The following is a 16,620-nucleotide window of genomic DNA, read 5'->3' as shown; positions in this document are numbered from 1 at the left end:
CAATTATTTAATAGGTAAAAATTCATCTTTATTATTAACTTGAAGTATATAAAATCATAAATCTCAGTCTATTCATGATGTAATTTGCATTATTTAGATTGAGTATAGCATTCCTAAATATATGGTAACAGATAAAAAATTGGATTAGCTATAGCGCCAAAGCGAAGAGTTTCAGTACGATAATAACCTGAACATCACAGAGCATCAGTTTATTCCATCTGATGCACAAGGTGCGTTTTTACAGCTGGCACAACAGCAACAAAAAGGCCGTGTCACTCGCCGTATCACCGCTAAAGGCTACCAAGATTACCATTACGACATTAATGGTCGATTAACCCAAAAAGTGGTTCATCAACACGGTTTTCGAGCAAAAACCTGGTATTACCAATGGAATACGCTGAACCAACTTACCGCCTGTTTTAATCCTGATGGGGAATGTTGGCGTTACACTTACGATGCCTTTGGGCGACGACTCAGTAAAAGCAAGGTGGTCGATAATCGCCCTATTACACCGCCCAATTCACCCTTTAAAAATAAACGTGTTCAGCGTGTCGATTACTTGTGGTCTGGCGACCAGATGGTGCAAGAAACCCCGATTTATGCCGACGGCACACCGGCTTATGATTCGCAAATTCAGTGGCTCTATCAACCCGGTGAAATTACTCCCACAGCCCGTTATCAACGTGGAAAACTGCATTATGTCGTCACTGACCATCAAGGCACGCCACGCGAAATCTTTAGTGAAAAAGGGATTGTCAGCTGGGCGGGACGGTTAAACACATGGGGACAAATGGCGTTTTGGCAATCCCATGATAATTATGCCGATAACGACCCTGAATATACCGAATGTTGCTAAATTTAATAACTTTAATCTATCGGGCTACCATCTAGTTATAATACAACCTGTTCTTAATTAGTCACCATTAGGTTAATACGGAAAATAGAATTTATAAGATTAAAGAAAAATGTGATGAAATTCTTTCATTTAAAATGTGGTTTAATTTAAATGATTATTTTTTTGGCCGATTATAGAATTAATAGATATTGATAGCGATTTTCTTATAAATTTATATAGTACGGTTGAAGATAAATATCTTGAAATTTTATATCACGAAACTATTATTATCCACGTTATAGAATCTATTCAAAGTGAAAGTTTTGTTAATCATATTAAAAAACTCAAAAGTAAACACACCATAATTGATGATATTTTAATTTATAATATAGAGTCAGCGTTATTTATTAATTACGATAAATCAAAAGATCCTCTAAGTGTAAATAATTTTAATAAAATTTATATGAAACTAAAAAATATCATTGTACAATCCTCTAGTGGGTTTTTTAGTGAAAAACAGATTATAGAAACATTAGAATCTATTATAAATTTTTCAGAAAATAATCCACATGAGTATTTTAAGTACATTCATGCTTACTGGTTAAGCCAATATTTTAATAGAGCTTGTGGAGTTATCAGTCATCCTAAAAAAATAGAATTTTATAAAAAACATTTATCAGAAATTTTCCCAAATGGTTATTTTTAATACGCTATAAATTATGAAAAACTCAACTAACCCCATCCAAAGCAAATGGATAAATAATCAGCTAATCGGACTGGATCTTGTTTTTGAGCCGTCTGGACTGATAAGATTTATCGACATTGATTTTATTAATAATCCTAAATTAATACATTCCTATCAAAAGGAATATTTCCTTTCATATAAAGGTGAAACAACCTTCGATAATTTACTTCAAAATGATGATGATCTTTGGTCTGAAATTCAGATAAACAATAAAATATTGATTGATGATAAATACATTCTATTCTGTGGTGAAGGTGAAATGGGGAGTGATGGCTTTATTGTCAAAACAGATATAAATAATAATATATTATGGTTTTTATATTCAACAAATTCAAACCCATTTGTAAGTATAGAACGAAAAGAAAATATAGTTTACTTTCAGTCAACTTTAAATTTTCACATTACATTAGATTTAATTAATAATGATATTTTTATCCTTAATCAAGATATAATCACTAAATGAAAATATTTTAATCACCACTACTTTTTAAGATACTCCTCATAGCAACTTTATTCTCAATTAATTAAATTACACTAAGATTATTAGCAAAAAATACCTCATGATGCTCTATGATTAGTTACGCAGAAAAAAATACGATTATCATAAATAACGATATCTACTTAACGCCTGCCTGTACCCTGAAAGATATCATAACTCCCCTTTATCCTTGGAAAAAATGGATAACCAACTCTCAGGGTGAAACTGTCGCTTATCGGTTAGTTTTAGATAAAGCGAAAAACCAATACGGCCGGTTATTTTTAATCACTCATTTTACATCACCTACAAATGGAAACGCCTTACTAAGTTCATGGTACTTGGCACCCGAAAAATTAATGGATGGAATACAAAATAGCCCTAAAGGAAAAATAACCCACAACCTAAAGCAATGGTTTCGCCAAGAAACAGGAATTAATCTCCCAATTGCAAGTCAACAAATGCATGTTGGTGTCTTTTACGATCCATGGAATTGTTCAGGCTCTATCATCTGTCACTATCGTTCAAGCTTCGATAGTGATATCAAGTGGAAAACATTCCATAAACAAAATAAAGGATAATGATAAAGAATAAATTACCTTTATTTAAGTTAAATATCATATTATCTATAAACCTGAGATAAGTAATATATCATTTAAAATCTTACCAATCATATTCAGAATAACTTAAGGTTTTTTTCTTATTTTTATTAAATAATTCCACTTAATTTTACTTACTTATATTAAATTTAATTTTCAAGCATAACAATAACGCTTAGTTACATTATTTTTACTTATATCATAGTCTTATTTTTCATCAAAAAAACATTAAATATAGAAAACTAAAATAAATAATCAAATAAATTTTAAAGTAAAATTAATCTTTAATATCTTATACTTATATAAATATAGAATAAATAATTCATAGCGAAATTTCTATTTTTTATATTTGTAATTTAAATTAAATATAAATTAATTTATCCCTATCGAGTTGCATAATATGAGTAAATCAGATGAAAAAACTTACTTATAAAGTTAAATCATTATATTTAAATTAAATACAACGCTAATTAAATGCAATTAAAAATAAAAAACATTAAATATTTCTTATTGACTCAAGAACGGTTTTATATAAAACTAAATGCATATATTAGAAAAAATTACTTATTATTTTATTTTTAGTTATTATTTTGTTTCTACCAGGAAAATTAAACTCATATAAGGTAATTACATTATTGCCTAGGATAGGTATTTCTTAATTTAAATTATTCATCAATACGCTGAGTATTTAATTAAGAACTTAAGCTAAATAAGGAGCTTAGTTTAAATGAGTAAAAATACTCTTGGTAGTGTTGCGCCCAAAGAACGTATTAATATTAAATACATCCCTAATGATGGTGGTGTTCAATCTGAAGTCGAATTGCCTTTAAATATGCTTATTGTGGGTGATATGAAAGGAAAGACGGAAGAAACTCCCATTGAAGATCGTAAAACCATTTCGATTAACCAGAACAACTTTAATTCTGTTATGGAAAGCGCTGGTATTAGCCTTAATATTGCGGTTCCAAATGCATTAGATGAAAAAAGTGAGTCTGATCTTAACGTCAATTTAGAGATTAAATCACTACAAGATTTTTCTCCTGATAATATTGCACGCCAAGTTCCTGAGCTAAAAAAACTATTAGAACTAAGAGAAGCGCTCGTTGCGCTAAAAGGTCCTCTTGGCAATATCCCTGCTTTTAGAAAACGTCTGCAAGAGCTTCTGGAAAATGAAGCCACACGCGAACAGTTACTCAAAGAGCTCGATATTGCTAACCAAAAATAATATTTACAGAGGATTATTCTATGTCTTTAGTTAATGAAGCCCAACAAGATCAGGTGACAACGTCTGGCGGCTCTTTACTTGATGAAATTATGGCGCAATCAAGAATGTCGCCAGAAACCGAAGCTTATGATATTGCCAAACAAGGCGTTGCTGCCTTTATTAGTAATATTTTTGCTAATCCGTCAGAAGAAGAGCCAATCAATAAACTGCTGATTGATAAAATGCTTGTTGAGTTAGACACTCAGCTAAGTGCTCAAGTTGACCAAATTTTACATGCGCCAAAATTTCAAGAAATTGAGTCTTCATGGCGTTCATTAAAATTACTTGTTGATCGTACTGATTTTCGTGAAAACATTAAAATCAACATCTTACATGCGACAAAAGAAGAGCTATTAGAAGATTTTGAGTTTTCACCTGAGATTGTGCAATCAGGTTTTTATCAGCACGTTTACTCTTCAGGCTATGGTCAATTCGGTGGTGAGCCTGTCGCGACTGTGATTGGTAACTATGCCTTTAATAACACCACGCCTGATCTGAAATTAATGCAGTACGTCAGTGCCGTGGGTGCAATGGCTCATGCGCCATTTATTTCATCTGTTTCACCTAATTTCTTAGGCATTAATAGCTATGCTGAATTACCAGCTATTAAAGATTTGAAATCAGTATTTGAAGGCCCTGCTCACACAAAATGGCGTTCATTGCGCGAATCTGAAGATGCACGTTATTTAGGTTTAACAGCACCTCGTTTCTTAGTGCGCTTACCTTATTCACCTACTGAGAATCCAATTAAGTTATTTAATTATTCTGAAGATGTGAAACAAGACCATGAGCATTACTTATGGGGTAATACCGCTTTCTTATTAGCAAGTTGTATTAATGACAGCTTTGCAAAATATCGCTGGTGTCCAAATATTATTGGTCCTCAAAGTGGCGGAACTGTAGGTGATTTACCTGTTCATAACTTTGAAGCGATGGGTGAATTACAAACTAAGATCCCAACAGAAGTTTTAGTCACTGACAGACGTGAATTTGAATTAGCAGAAGAAGGTTTTATCACCTTAACAATGCGTAAAGGTAGTGATAATGCGGCATTCTTCTCTGCAAACTCAGTACAAAAACCGAAAAACTATCCTAATACACGTGAAGGAAAATTAGCAGAAACTAACTATAAGTTAGGAACTCAACTTCCTTACATGTTTATTATCAATCGCTTAGCTCACTATATTAAAGTGCTACAACGCGAACAAATTGGCTCATGGAAAGAGCGCCAAGATCTTGAGCGTGAGCTTAATATCTGGCTAAAACAATATATTGCGGATCAAGAAAATCCACCAGCAGATGTTCGTAGTAGACGCCCTCTTCGCTCAGCTCAAATCCAAGTTCTTGATGTTGATGGTGATCCAGGTTGGTATCAAGTGGCTATTCAAGTTCGCCCTCATTTTAAATATATGGGTGCAAACTTTGAGTTATCACTTGTTGGTCGCTTAGATAAGGAATAAGTGCGATGACAGCTCTATATAATTTGGAAGATAACCCCGCTTCCAGTTTATTTGAGCGCATACAAGGGAAGAGCGTAGGCTCTTCCCAACGCGCGAAAATCCAAGCGTTACTCATGTCAATTAAGCAAAATTTAAATCAGGTTTTAAATAGCAGACCTCTAGGTTGCCAAAGCACTCCCGCTTTAGGTGTTCCTGATTTAAACGATGCGACATTAACAGGAGTCGATTTCAAGGTTCATTTATCCAATATGATTGCGGATTGCATTACGACTTATGAGCCAAGAATAACCAATGTCACTGTTCATTTTATAGAGAATGAAGCAGAGCCACTGTCACTGCAATTTAATATTACGGCTTTTATCTTATTAGAAAATCAAAAGCAGCTTATTGAATTTAACGTGCAATTAGACAGCAACCGTAGATACCAATTGACGCAATTTTAATATGTCTTCAAATCACTATTTTGACAATGAATTAAGCTACCTTGATAAGCTTGAACAGTATGTTGCAACTGAAAAACCGCAACTTATCAATCAAATATCTGAAAGAGTGCGTGATCCTGATGCCGCACGCCTTTTAGATGGCATTGCGTATTTATCAGGTAATTTACGAGAACAAATAGATAGACAATTTCCTGAACTGACAAACAGTTTAGTTAATATGCTATGGCCTGCTTACGCACGTCCATTTCCTAGCATGACAGCGATGGAATATCGTACTGAAGCCACTCAAAAATGTGCGGTTAAAATAGTCAAAGGACAACCCTTTATTAGCCGTCCACTCTATATTCAAAATGAATTAGCCGAAAATGATGAAGATAATTGGCATAAATGCCAATTTACGCAATGTCGTGATTTATGGGTACTTCCAATACAAATAGTACAAGTGACTCAAAATCAAGACACATTGGATATTCATTTTTCTCTAAACCAATTACAGTCACTATCAACAGTTGGTTTAGAGAAGCTGTGTATTTATCTTAATGGTCTCTCTTATACAACGACTCAGTTATTTTATTTATTAAATAACAAAGTTAGAAAAGCAAAAATAACAACGACTCATCATCAATTTACCTTAGAGCATTTTGCGGTTGAACCTATTGGTTTTCATGCGGAAGACTCTCTTTTGCCTTATCCTAAAAACAGTTATGAAGGATATCGTTTATTACAGGAATATTTTTGTTTTCCTGAAGCTTTTATGTCTTTATCCATTAAAGGATTAAATAATATTCCTCCTGCTTTGGTTTCAGATGCTTTTACATTATCAATTCAATTTGATAGTGAAATTCCAGAAGCCATGCTGATCACGGAAGATTGCATAAAAATCAATTGTGTACCTGCTGTTAATTTATTTGGATCAGAAAGTGAAGCGATAAATTTAACGGGAAAAGAAACAGAATATGTTTTAAATAAAAGCCATAAAAAACAGGATTGTTATGATATTTTTTCGATAAATACAATCCAAGGTTTGCGCTATATTCCAAATCAGCGTTCTTATATTACACGTTACACGGCTTTTGAAAGTTTTCATCATCAAAATAATCAAGATAACCCTGAAAGAACAGGTTATTACCGTTTAAAAATAGCACACCATAAATCACATTATGGTTATCAACACACCTTGTCATTTGTACGAAATAATGAAGCTAATTTACTAAATTGCGAGGAAAGTATTTCAGTATCAATGAACTGTACTAACCGTACACTCGCTTCTTCATTATCTTCTCATTCGATAAAGCTTGATGATAATAGTGTTATTTCAGAGGGGTTATCTGCCAGTAATATTATTAAGCCAACAAAGGCACTTTATCCTTTATTAGGAAATACGTTGTATTGGTCAGAGCTCACTAATTTATCGATTAATTATCAATCTCTATTGAGCTTAACTGCACTCAAACAAATCTTACAGCTATATGATTTTAAAGCGACATTTCATCAGCAATCGGCTCGCCAATCTCAAAAATGCCTCGATGCAATTACAAATTTAAAAACAGAGTCTATCGAGTATTTATATAAAGGTTTGCCTGTAAGAGGTGTGAAAACCACATTATCGATACATCAGAATGCCTTTATTTCAGAAGGGGCAATGTATCTATTTTGTTCTGTGCTAGCACAATTTTTTACCCTTTATACCAGCGTTAATATGTTTCACGAATTGGAAGTTGTTAATTTAGATAATAAGGAAATTTATCTTTGGCCAGCGAAAATAAATCAGCAAATACTCAAATAACAGATATTGAGAAAATACAAAGCTGGCTAAATAAAAAAGCGGGCAAATCTGTTACTGAATACAGCTTCTATCAATTAGTTGAGTTGCTTAATAAACTGCATTCTCAAAACACGGCATTGAATAATGAAAGCACTATTCAGTTTAGATCAAGCGCTAATACAGCGTTTCCAACTCGTGATGTTGTTTCATTACGTCAAGATGAACAAGGCCAATTTGATCTTGAAGTCTCTTTTTTGGGTTTGCATGGTAGCCAGTCGCCACTACCGGGTTATTACCTTGATCATTTCGCATGGGAAGAGGCTCAACAAGCCAATCAATTAACGGACTATCTTAATTTATTTAATCACCGCTTAGTGACTTTACTTCATCGTATATGGCGTAAATATCGCTATTACATCTGTTTTGAAGATGGTGGGCATGATGCATTTTCTCGTCATATGTTCTCATTGGTAGGACTAGGAAGTGAAGCCAATCGTGGCATGATGAACATCAACCACAGCAAAATGCTGGCTTATGCTGGATTACTTGCCAGTCCAAGTCGCTCTCCCGATGTTATTTGTAGCTTAATTTCTCACTGTTTTGATTTAGAAAAAGTTGAATTAATTGGATGGGAAATACGCAAAGTACCTATTCCTGAAGATCAACAAAACCGCTTAGGGATTATTGCGCGCCACTCAGGGCAGAAATCACGCCCTAAAATGGTTTTAGGTGAGAATTTTAATATTGGCTCTCATATCTATGATTGCAATGGTAAATGCACGATTGAAATCAGTGAATTACCACTTGAGCGTTATATGTCGTTTCTTCCTAATGGCAAAGACTTTTTGTCACTTATTACTTTTGTTTCTTACATCATGCATGAACAACTTGCATGGGATTTACGCCTGCGTATTGCAGACAAACAAGCCTATGGGATCTGCTTAGGTAAAGAACAACACAATCAATTAGGTTGGCAAAGTTTTCTCGGAAAACCTGAAGCCAATCCTAGTGTGACAATGACTATTTTGGAATAATATTTATGGATAATTATTTACCCACAATCTCTTTTCGCTTAATAAATAGTGAGTTGCTTGAAAGTGGCTATGTACCAAATAGTCAATTCACACAACTTGGTGGCACGATTGGTAGCGGTAAGCAATCACACTGGGTAATACAAGATACTCAATCATCTATTGCCTCCACGCAATGTGCTATCGTTTGGCAAGATAAACAATTTTGTTTAAAAACACTGGCTGAGCCTGTTTATATTAATAACGCGCTGATCCCTATTCATATTGGGGCGGTCTGTTTATCTCAAAATGATCAGGTCAGAATTGGGCAACTTGTTTTATCCGTTAATATCAATTTAACGCAAAACAATAAGCCTGATCTTATGGCGATGACGCCACAATCGTTGATCGAGACTGATGATAATCCGCTAGATCCTTTGCTACAAAAAAATCCCCCTTCTGTTCATAAAACAGAAAACCATATGCCTTTAGCTCCAACAGTTTCAGGTTCAATGACGCATGATCCATTAAAAGCCCTTGAGAGCGAAAGCTTAGAGCTTATTCAAGCGTCATCTTCAAACACACATCACTACTCTCTTTCTTCGCCTCGTTCAGATAACCAGGGAGATCTCATGGTTCAGGAATTTATGGATTTGCCAGAAATAACGTCTCAAGATAATGAAACAAATGCAGACGTAGACTATGTCGCAATTAATCCATTAATGAAAGGGCTAGGCGTACACCTTAACTTAAAAAACTCACAGCAAGCGAATGATTTTCTTATTGAATTAGGAAAAACGACGCAATCTGCAATTAAAGGTTTGTTGGCATTACAACAGCAGGAAAATTTACAAGATAAACAGCTGCGCCCAATTGAAGATAACCCGCTTCGTTTAAATAATGAATATGACAGTGTTATGCGTTTAATGTTTACGGATGAACGTAGCCCTGTCCATTTATCTGCGCCTTCGGCTGTCACGGAAAGCTTACATAATGTGCAACTTCATTATCTTGCTAATCAAGAAGCCATTTCCGCTGCATTAACCACGCTATTAGAAGCATTCTCGCCAGAGCATTTATTAAAACGCTTTTCTCATTATCGCCGTAGTTACGACAACACCCAAAGTGATAGCGCTTGGGCTTGGGATATGTATACCAATTATTACAATGAGTTAGCATCATCTCGTCAACAAGGTTTTGAGAAACTGTTTTATGAGGTCTATACCCACGCTTATGACCGAGCCTTAAGAAAAGGGCTTGATGAGGTGTGATATGTCGATAAAAACATTCATGACTTATCTCTTTTTTATTTTTGTAACCACCCAATTAAGTGGGTGCAGTGGCTCTATTGAAGCCATATCAAAAATAGGCAAAGTCATGTGGGATCCGTCAACACCAGTGGGTAAAGAAAAAGAACAGCCTTCGGTTGTCTCATTCACATTATTAGCTGAGCCTGAAATCAATCCTAATCATCAAGGAGAGGCAACGCCGGTTCAATTACAAATTGTTTATATGAATGAAGATTCGATCTTTGCCTCTTTAGATCAAGACCAAATTATTGAAGAAGATTGCGATCTGAAAAAGCTATTAAAGAGAAATTATATCGATCATCAAGATTACACCCTTTTACCCGATCAATACAAACCGCTCGATCCCATTGAGCTGGATAAAAAGAATAAATATATCGGGATCATTGCCTATTACTCTGACGTCAATATTACTCAATGGAAGAAAATATTAAAAATCAATGGGATTGGTCATCATTACAAACTGCTAGTCCATATCAAAGAAAATGAAATTGAATTTAGAAAAGAAGAGGATCAATAACAATGTCGACGAAAAATAAAGTGATATGGCATGAAGGGTTGTTTATTAAACCTCAGCATTTTCAGCAACAGCAACGTTATCAAGACTATATTATTGAAACGCTGATAAAAACCTATCACGCGCATTACTATGGTTTAAGCCAACTGACGCTGAATACTGAATTATTAAGCCTTGGTCGTATTGGTCTTAAAGAAGCCGCCGGCATTATGCCTGACGGCACGCTGTTTTCTATTCCACAGCAAGATAATCTTCCTTCACCGATTGATATTTCACAAATTAATGAAGGCAGTGACAATGTGGTTTATTTGGCATTGCCGTTACAAAACAACACTGTCAGTGAAATTTCTCACTCTCATAACGGCAATCATTTATTAGCCCGTTATAGCGATGTATTAACACAAGTGCGTGATTTGCATACGGAGAATGGGGATATCAGCCAAGTTAATATTGCAAAGCTTAATCCTATATTGAAATTAGGCAAAACAGAGCTAGATGCTTATGTGATGTTGCCACTTTGCAAAATAAGAGAGATCAGCGCTGATGGTAGTTTAATTCTAGATAAAAACTACATTCCTACCTGTTTAAATTCACGGATCTGCCCTATTTTGGCGGAGTTTTTGGCAGAAGTTGAAGGTGCTTTATTTGAGCGAGGACGCCAAATAGCAGAGCGTATAGGCTCTCCTGGTCAGCAAGGTATTGCCGATGTCGCTGAATTTATGATGCTACAGCTACTTAATCGTGCTTATCCTCAATTTTCACATTTATCTAAGCAGACAGTCGTTCACCCAGAGCAACTCTTTAAAGAGCTACTTCAATTTAATGGTGAAATTCAAACCTTTACTAATGGCTCTCGTTTGCCTGATAAATTACCAATTTATCGACACTATGACTTGGCTTCTGGCTTTTTACCTCTAATTAAATCTATTCGACAAGCGCTAAGTGTGGTTCTAACACCAAGAGCAGTGCCAATTCCATTGCAAAAACAAGAGCATGGTATTCGTGTTGCGACAATTCATGACAGACAACTTCTGCAAAGTGCTGAATTTATTATTGCGGTACGCGCTCAGTTACCTCAAGAGCAACTGCGTCGCCAATTCGCACAACAGGCAAAAGTCACTTCAGTGAATCAAATTCGTGATTTAGTCAGTGTTCAAATGCCCGGTGTTGGCTTTATTCCGTTATCAACAGCTCCTCGTCAGTTGCCATATCACTCAGGCTATACCTATTTCCGCTTAGATCCTCAAGGCGAATCATGGGCTGATATACAAAAACACGGAAATATTGCATTCCACGTATCAGGACAATTCCCTGAACTTGATATTCAACTTTGGGCAATAAGAAGTGGAACTCAACATGAGTGATTTATCATTGATACAAGAGCTTACTGAAAAAAAAACGAGCCATAAATCATATCAATTGCCATTACGCGGTAACAACATCAATCCAATGATTGATGTCGCAACCCCCTTGCTGGGTATGGTGATCAGAATGAAATCAATGTCAGCAACTCCGCTATCAGAAAAGCTTTTTCAACAAGTGGTCACTGACATTCAAGCCATTGAACAACAACTTCAAACTCACAGTTATGAGCCGGGTGCCATTGTTTCATTCCGCTATGTGTTATGCACATTTATTGATGAAGCCGCATTAGAGTTGGGCTGGGATCAAGATAACGATTGGGTAAAACAATCCTTGTTAGTTCATTTTCATAATGAATCATGGGGGGGTGAAAAGGTTTTCGTATTAATAGAACGCCTATTAGGTGAGCCTAAACGTTACCTCGATTTATTAGAGTTTATTTATCTCTGTTTATGCCTTGGTTATCGAGGTCGCTATAAAGTCAGCAATGGCTATGGAGATGACTTTAATAAATTACTTCGCCAACTTCAAAAACAGATCCAACAACTTAAAGGTGAACCTCAACCCGTTGTTTTATACAAAGAAAATGGCAAAAAATCACATCAATATCGTTTAGGACAACGCTTTGGTGTTCGTTATATCGCCATTGGCTCACTGATCTTCGCCACGATTATTTACGCAGTTTATGCTTCTAGATTGAGACATCAAACTCTCAATATTTTGGAGCAGCTTAATACACTTCTTAGCTAGGACGCCCTTATGATCCAGATTGATCTCTCAACATTAGTTAATAGACTTCACCCTATTGCTAAACACGCTTTAGAAAATGCGGCTGCGTTTTGTGTAAGCCACCAGCAACTTGAAATTACAGTAGACCAATTTTTACAACAACTGCTGGAAACGCCACTAACGGATATCCGCACTATTTTTAATAAAGTTGATATCAATCCAACCGAATTAACAGCATTTTTAAATCTTAACGCTGTACAGCACCAAAGCGTAACGCAAAGTTATCCAAATTTTTCCCCACTATTAGTGGAATGGCTTAAAGATAGTTGGTTATTGGCTTCAGCAGAACTTAGCCACACCACGTTACGTTCAGGCGCTCTGTTACTTACTTTATTGCAAATGCCCCATCGTTATTTGCCTAAATCAGTAGTTGAATTACTCTCTCAAATCAATAGAGAGCAACTCAAACTCAACTTTGATGAGTGGACTCTAACATCAGCAGAAACACCTATCACAGAAGCTAATAAATCATCCAATAGTCATGTTCAATCGGACTCTATGCTCGCGCGTTTTACACAAAATATGACGCAACAAGCAAGAGATAACCAGCTAGATCCGGTTTTATGTCGTGATCATGAAATTGATTTAATGATTGATATTCTCTGCCGTCGTCGTAAAAACAATCCCGTGGTTGTCGGTGAAGCCGGTGTCGGTAAAAGTGCCTTAATTGAAGGGCTAGCCTTGCGTATTATCGCAGGTGAAATTCCTGAAAAGCTCAAAGAGTGTGAGTTATTAACATTGGATTTAGGCGCTCTTCAAGCTGGTGCTGCCGTTAAAGGAGAATTTGAAAAACGCTTTAAAGGTATTATGCAAGAAGTGGCTCAATCACCGACTCCTATTATTCTATTTATTGATGAAGCTCATACCTTGATTGGTGCAGGAAATCAGCAAGGTGGCTTAGATATCTCCAATTTGCTAAAACCTGCATTAGCCCGCGGTGAACTAAGTACTATCGCAGCAACCACTTGGAGCGAATACAAAAAATACTTTGAGAAAGATGCTGCATTAGCGCGTCGTTTCCAACTTGTTCAAGTGAAAGAGCCTACTGCCAATGAAGCTATAATTATTATGCGCGGATTACGCTCTATTTATGAAAAAGCGCATCAAGTTTTTATTGATGATGAAGCCCTCTGCGCATCAGCACAATTAAGTGAGCGTTATCTTTCTGGTCGCCAGCTTCCAGATAAAGCTATTGATGTACTTGATACCGCTTGTGCTCGTGCTGCTATCAATCATTCAACACCTCCTAAACAGCTATCAGCATTAAAAACACAACGCCATCAAATCAAGATGGAGCGTGATGTATTAACCCGTGAACAGCAATTAGGTTTAAAAGATCATTCAGAGCGCTTGGCGATATTAGAAAATCAATCTATTGAGAACGAAACACAAATTGATGTGCTTCAACAGGCATGGGAAAAACAGAAAAATATTGTTCGTGAAATTATCGAATTACGGTCAACTTTGTTATCAACATTAACTAAATCACTTGAAGAAGATGCAAACAATGAAAGTGTTGAAAATAACAATGATGAGCTGAAATCTCGATTAAATTCTCTAAATGAAGAGTTAAATGAATTGCATCAACACTCTTTATTAGTCTCTCCTCATGTAGATAAAAAACAAATTGCTGCCGTTATTGCTGAATGGACAGGCGTACCTCTTAATCGTTTATCGCAAGATGCGTTATTAGTAGTAACAGAACTTCCGACTTACCTTGAGCAGAGCATAAAAGGGCAAACACTCGCCATTAAACATCTTCATAAACACTTACTAACAGCGCGCGCCGATCTCCGCCGTTCTGGTCGCCCTCTTGGTGCATTCTTGTTAGCAGGGCCAAGTGGTGTCGGTAAAACTGAAACTGTTATTCAGATTGCTCAGTTAATGTTTGGAGGAACACAGTATTTAACCACGATCAACATGTCAGAGTTTCAGGAAAAACACACTGTTTCTCGCCTAATTGGTTCACCTCCAGGTTATGTAGGTTATGGCGAAGGGGGAGTATTAACGGAGGCTATCCGTAAAAAACCTTATTCTGTTGTATTACTTGATGAAGTAGAAAAAGCCCATCCCGATGTTTTAAACCTGTTTTATCAAGCCTTTGATAAAGGAGAGTTAGCCGATGGAGAAGGCCGTATTATTGACTGTAAGAATGTCGCCTTCTTCTTAACCTCTAACTTGGGCGATCACATCATTATGGCTCATGCAGATAAGCCGGATGAATTGCATGATGCCCTTTACCCAGAATTAACCACCTTCTTTAAACCTGCTCTTTTAGCTCGTATGGAAGTTATTCCGTTTTTACCGTTAACTCAGGCTATTCTCAAAGAGATTATTACTTACAAACTAACACACTTAACTGAACTACTTACACAACGTTTTCATGCAGAAATCAGACTAGAAGACACTGTTTCAGATGAAATATTGCAACGTGCTTCACGCGCAGAAAACGGAGCAAGAATTTTAGAATCTATTATTGATGGCGCACTACTCCCTCCTCTTTCACTTCTTCTCTTGCAACACAGCGCACGAAATGAAGATATCAAGACGATACGGTTATCAACGCAAGATAACCAATTTATTGCAGAGGTGAATGTAGAACTATGAAACACAGACTGAAAAATGCGCTCTCTCTCTTAACTTGTTTAGATGTGGACTCACTGATCAGTCAATTTCTTGAGCTCAGTATGCCTCGTAGTCCATTCAGCGCACTTATTGTTTCAATGATTAATAAATCAGAGAACCGCTTAGAGAGCTGGAGCATTGATCTTAGTGAGAAAGTAGAGAAAAAACATTTGGATGTCGATATTACAGAAGCGGATCACCCCTTGATCCAGCTTCTATCACAATCTCAATCTGTACTTTGGAATGATCTAAAACAAGGCAGTTATATTAGCGATCACGCCTTACAACAATTTATCGCCAAACAACCTGTGCATTGCGGGTTATTTAGTATTCCCTTTACTGATCTGAATAATAAACCTTGTGGGTTAATTATTATGTTAGGGCAAGATCTCGATGAAACCGTTTATGAGCAAGGGATCTTCTCTATTTACTGCAATATTTTTCACCATCAATTAAAAAGTATTTTGGCATTTTCTCAATCACAACAAAAAATTGCTGATCTGCAATATCTATTGAAATTACAACAAGAAAAAGAAGAGAAAATTAATCAGACGTTACGTTCATTATCCGTATCGAATTTAACTTCAACGCGAGCATCAGCGCACTCTTTCGCTGAAGTGAACGATCTCACTTTAGCCACAGAACGCTATGAAGCGTCAATTCTGCGTTATCAACAAGAAAGCAGTAATGACGATCTCAATTTAATTGCTGAAAACTTAAATATTTCAAAACGTTCTCTTCTATATAAATTAAAAAAATATGGATGTCTCGAATGATTTATTCACGAATTATTTATTTCATTTTTCTGGCTTTTTGTTCACTCAGTAGCACCTTTGCACAAGCGCAAGAGGATGAAGTTCACCTTACTGAACAAGCGCTCTCTCAATGCCGTGAAGAGGTATCTCAACTTATCCGCTTATCTTGTTATGACCAAATTAATATTAAGGACAAGCAAACTTCTGCTTTTGATATCAGTGCGATGGGCGATATTTGGCGCTTAGCGGTAGAGCATGAAATGAAACGCGAAAACTATACCGCAGGGTTTATGGTAACAGCCAATAACAAAGGCACTTATCCCGTCATTATGACTATTCCAGCAATGGGATATCAGCCGCCTCGCCCTATTTTAATGCTCAGTTGCATCGATAACATTACTCGTATGCAAATTGCGTTACCCAAAAAGCAAATCGCAGGAAACATCCAACTCATCACAGACAAAACACAACTAAGTAGCGAATGGTTTCTACGAGAAGACGGTTATTTACTTGAAGCTAGTCGTGGCATACCCGGTATTGATGAAATCAAACAATTACTTTCCAGCACAAAACTAACCATCAAACTAGCGAATGATGAGCAATTAACCTTTAATATTTCAGGCATTAACGAAGAGATAAAACCTCTGCGTTCTGCCTGTCATTGGTGAT

At 36.1% G+C, this 16,620-nt stretch carries 16 protein-coding genes; all 16 read left to right on the top strand.

From position 1 onward, the window contains the following. Positions 1–343: 343 nt before the first annotated feature. The 16 genes from GTK47_RS07875 (at position 344) to vasI (ending at position 16,619) form a co-directional block, all read left to right on the top strand. Positions 344–856, top strand: a complete 513-nt coding sequence (locus GTK47_RS07875) for an RHS domain-containing protein (protein WP_241256080.1) — start codon at positions 344–346, stop codon at positions 854–856. Positions 857–1,298: 442 nt separating this feature from the next. After that, entirely contained in the window at positions 1,299–1,541 is a 243-nt protein-coding gene (locus tag GTK47_RS07870) for a hypothetical protein (protein WP_165122665.1), read from the top strand. A 13-nt stretch (positions 1,542–1,554) separates the two neighbouring features. Beyond that, entirely contained in the window at positions 1,555–2,043 is a 489-nt protein-coding gene (locus tag GTK47_RS07865; RefSeq protein WP_165122664.1) for a hypothetical protein, read from the top strand. Between the two features lie 107 nt (positions 2,044–2,150). Further along, entirely contained in the window at positions 2,151–2,636 is a 486-nt protein-coding gene (locus tag GTK47_RS07860) for a hypothetical protein (protein ID WP_165122663.1), read from the top strand. Between the two features lie 745 nt (positions 2,637–3,381). After that, positions 3,382–3,879: a type VI secretion system contractile sheath small subunit gene (gene tssB, locus GTK47_RS07855; RefSeq protein WP_165122662.1), complete on the top strand. Its 498-nt coding sequence runs from the start codon at positions 3,382–3,384 to the stop codon at positions 3,877–3,879. A 20-nt stretch (positions 3,880–3,899) separates the two neighbouring features. Beyond that, entirely contained in the window at positions 3,900–5,378 is a 1,479-nt protein-coding gene (tssC, locus tag GTK47_RS07850; protein ID WP_165122661.1) for a type VI secretion system contractile sheath large subunit, read from the top strand. A gap of 5 nt (positions 5,379–5,383) precedes the next feature. Further along, positions 5,384–5,821, top strand: a complete 438-nt coding sequence (tssE, locus tag GTK47_RS07845) for a type VI secretion system baseplate subunit TssE (RefSeq protein WP_165122660.1) — start codon at positions 5,384–5,386, stop codon at positions 5,819–5,821. Between the two features lies 1 nt (position 5,822). Beyond that, positions 5,823–7,607 carry a type VI secretion system baseplate subunit TssF gene (tssF, locus tag GTK47_RS07840; protein ID WP_165122659.1) on the top strand — a complete coding sequence of 595 codons (1,785 nt, stop codon included), beginning with the start codon at positions 5,823–5,825 and terminating at the stop codon, positions 7,605–7,607. Beyond that, positions 7,604–8,620, top strand: coding sequence for a type VI secretion system baseplate subunit TssG (gene tssG, locus GTK47_RS07835; protein ID WP_241256104.1), 1,017 nt, complete (start codon positions 7,604–7,606; stop codon positions 8,618–8,620). The genes tssF and tssG overlap by 4 nt, the downstream gene beginning before the upstream one ends. Before the next feature lie 5 nt (positions 8,621–8,625). After that, a complete protein-coding gene (gene tagH, locus GTK47_RS07830; protein ID WP_165122657.1) occupies positions 8,626–9,867 on the top strand; it encodes a type VI secretion system-associated FHA domain protein TagH in 1,242 nt (413 codons plus the stop codon). A gap of 1 nt (position 9,868) precedes the next feature. Further along, positions 9,869–10,423, top strand: coding sequence for a type VI secretion system lipoprotein TssJ (gene tssJ / locus GTK47_RS07825; protein WP_165122656.1), 555 nt, complete (start codon positions 9,869–9,871; stop codon positions 10,421–10,423). A 2-nt stretch (positions 10,424–10,425) separates the two neighbouring features. Further along, the gene (gene tssK, locus GTK47_RS07820; protein WP_165122655.1) at positions 10,426–11,784 is read left to right on the top strand and encodes a type VI secretion system baseplate subunit TssK; all 1,359 of its coding nucleotides are present in this window, start codon (positions 10,426–10,428) and stop codon (positions 11,782–11,784) included. Further along, positions 11,777–12,532, top strand: coding sequence for a type IVB secretion system protein IcmH/DotU (gene icmH / locus GTK47_RS07815; protein WP_165122654.1), 756 nt, complete (start codon positions 11,777–11,779; stop codon positions 12,530–12,532). Before tssK ends, icmH begins: the two co-directional genes overlap by 8 nt. A 9-nt stretch (positions 12,533–12,541) precedes the next feature. Further along, positions 12,542–15,178 carry a type VI secretion system ATPase TssH gene (tssH, locus tag GTK47_RS07810; protein ID WP_165122653.1) on the top strand — a complete coding sequence of 879 codons (2,637 nt, stop codon included), beginning with the start codon at positions 12,542–12,544 and terminating at the stop codon, positions 15,176–15,178. Then, entirely contained in the window at positions 15,175–15,972 is a 798-nt protein-coding gene (locus GTK47_RS07805) for a Fis family transcriptional regulator (protein WP_165122652.1), read from the top strand. The genes tssH and GTK47_RS07805 overlap by 4 nt, the downstream gene beginning before the upstream one ends. After that, on the top strand, positions 15,969–16,619 hold the full coding sequence (vasI, locus tag GTK47_RS07800) for a type VI secretion system-associated protein VasI (RefSeq protein ID WP_165122651.1): 651 nt from the start codon (positions 15,969–15,971) through the stop codon (positions 16,617–16,619). The genes GTK47_RS07805 and vasI overlap by 4 nt, the downstream gene beginning before the upstream one ends. The last annotated feature ends 1 nt before the right edge of the window (position 16,620 follow it).

The organism is Proteus sp. ZN5 (assembly GCF_011046025.1).
GTDB lineage: Bacteria > Pseudomonadota > Gammaproteobacteria > Enterobacterales > Enterobacteriaceae > Proteus.
The sequence above is the reverse complement of the archived record's forward strand: the minus strand, read 5'-3'. Positions and strand labels throughout refer to the sequence as shown.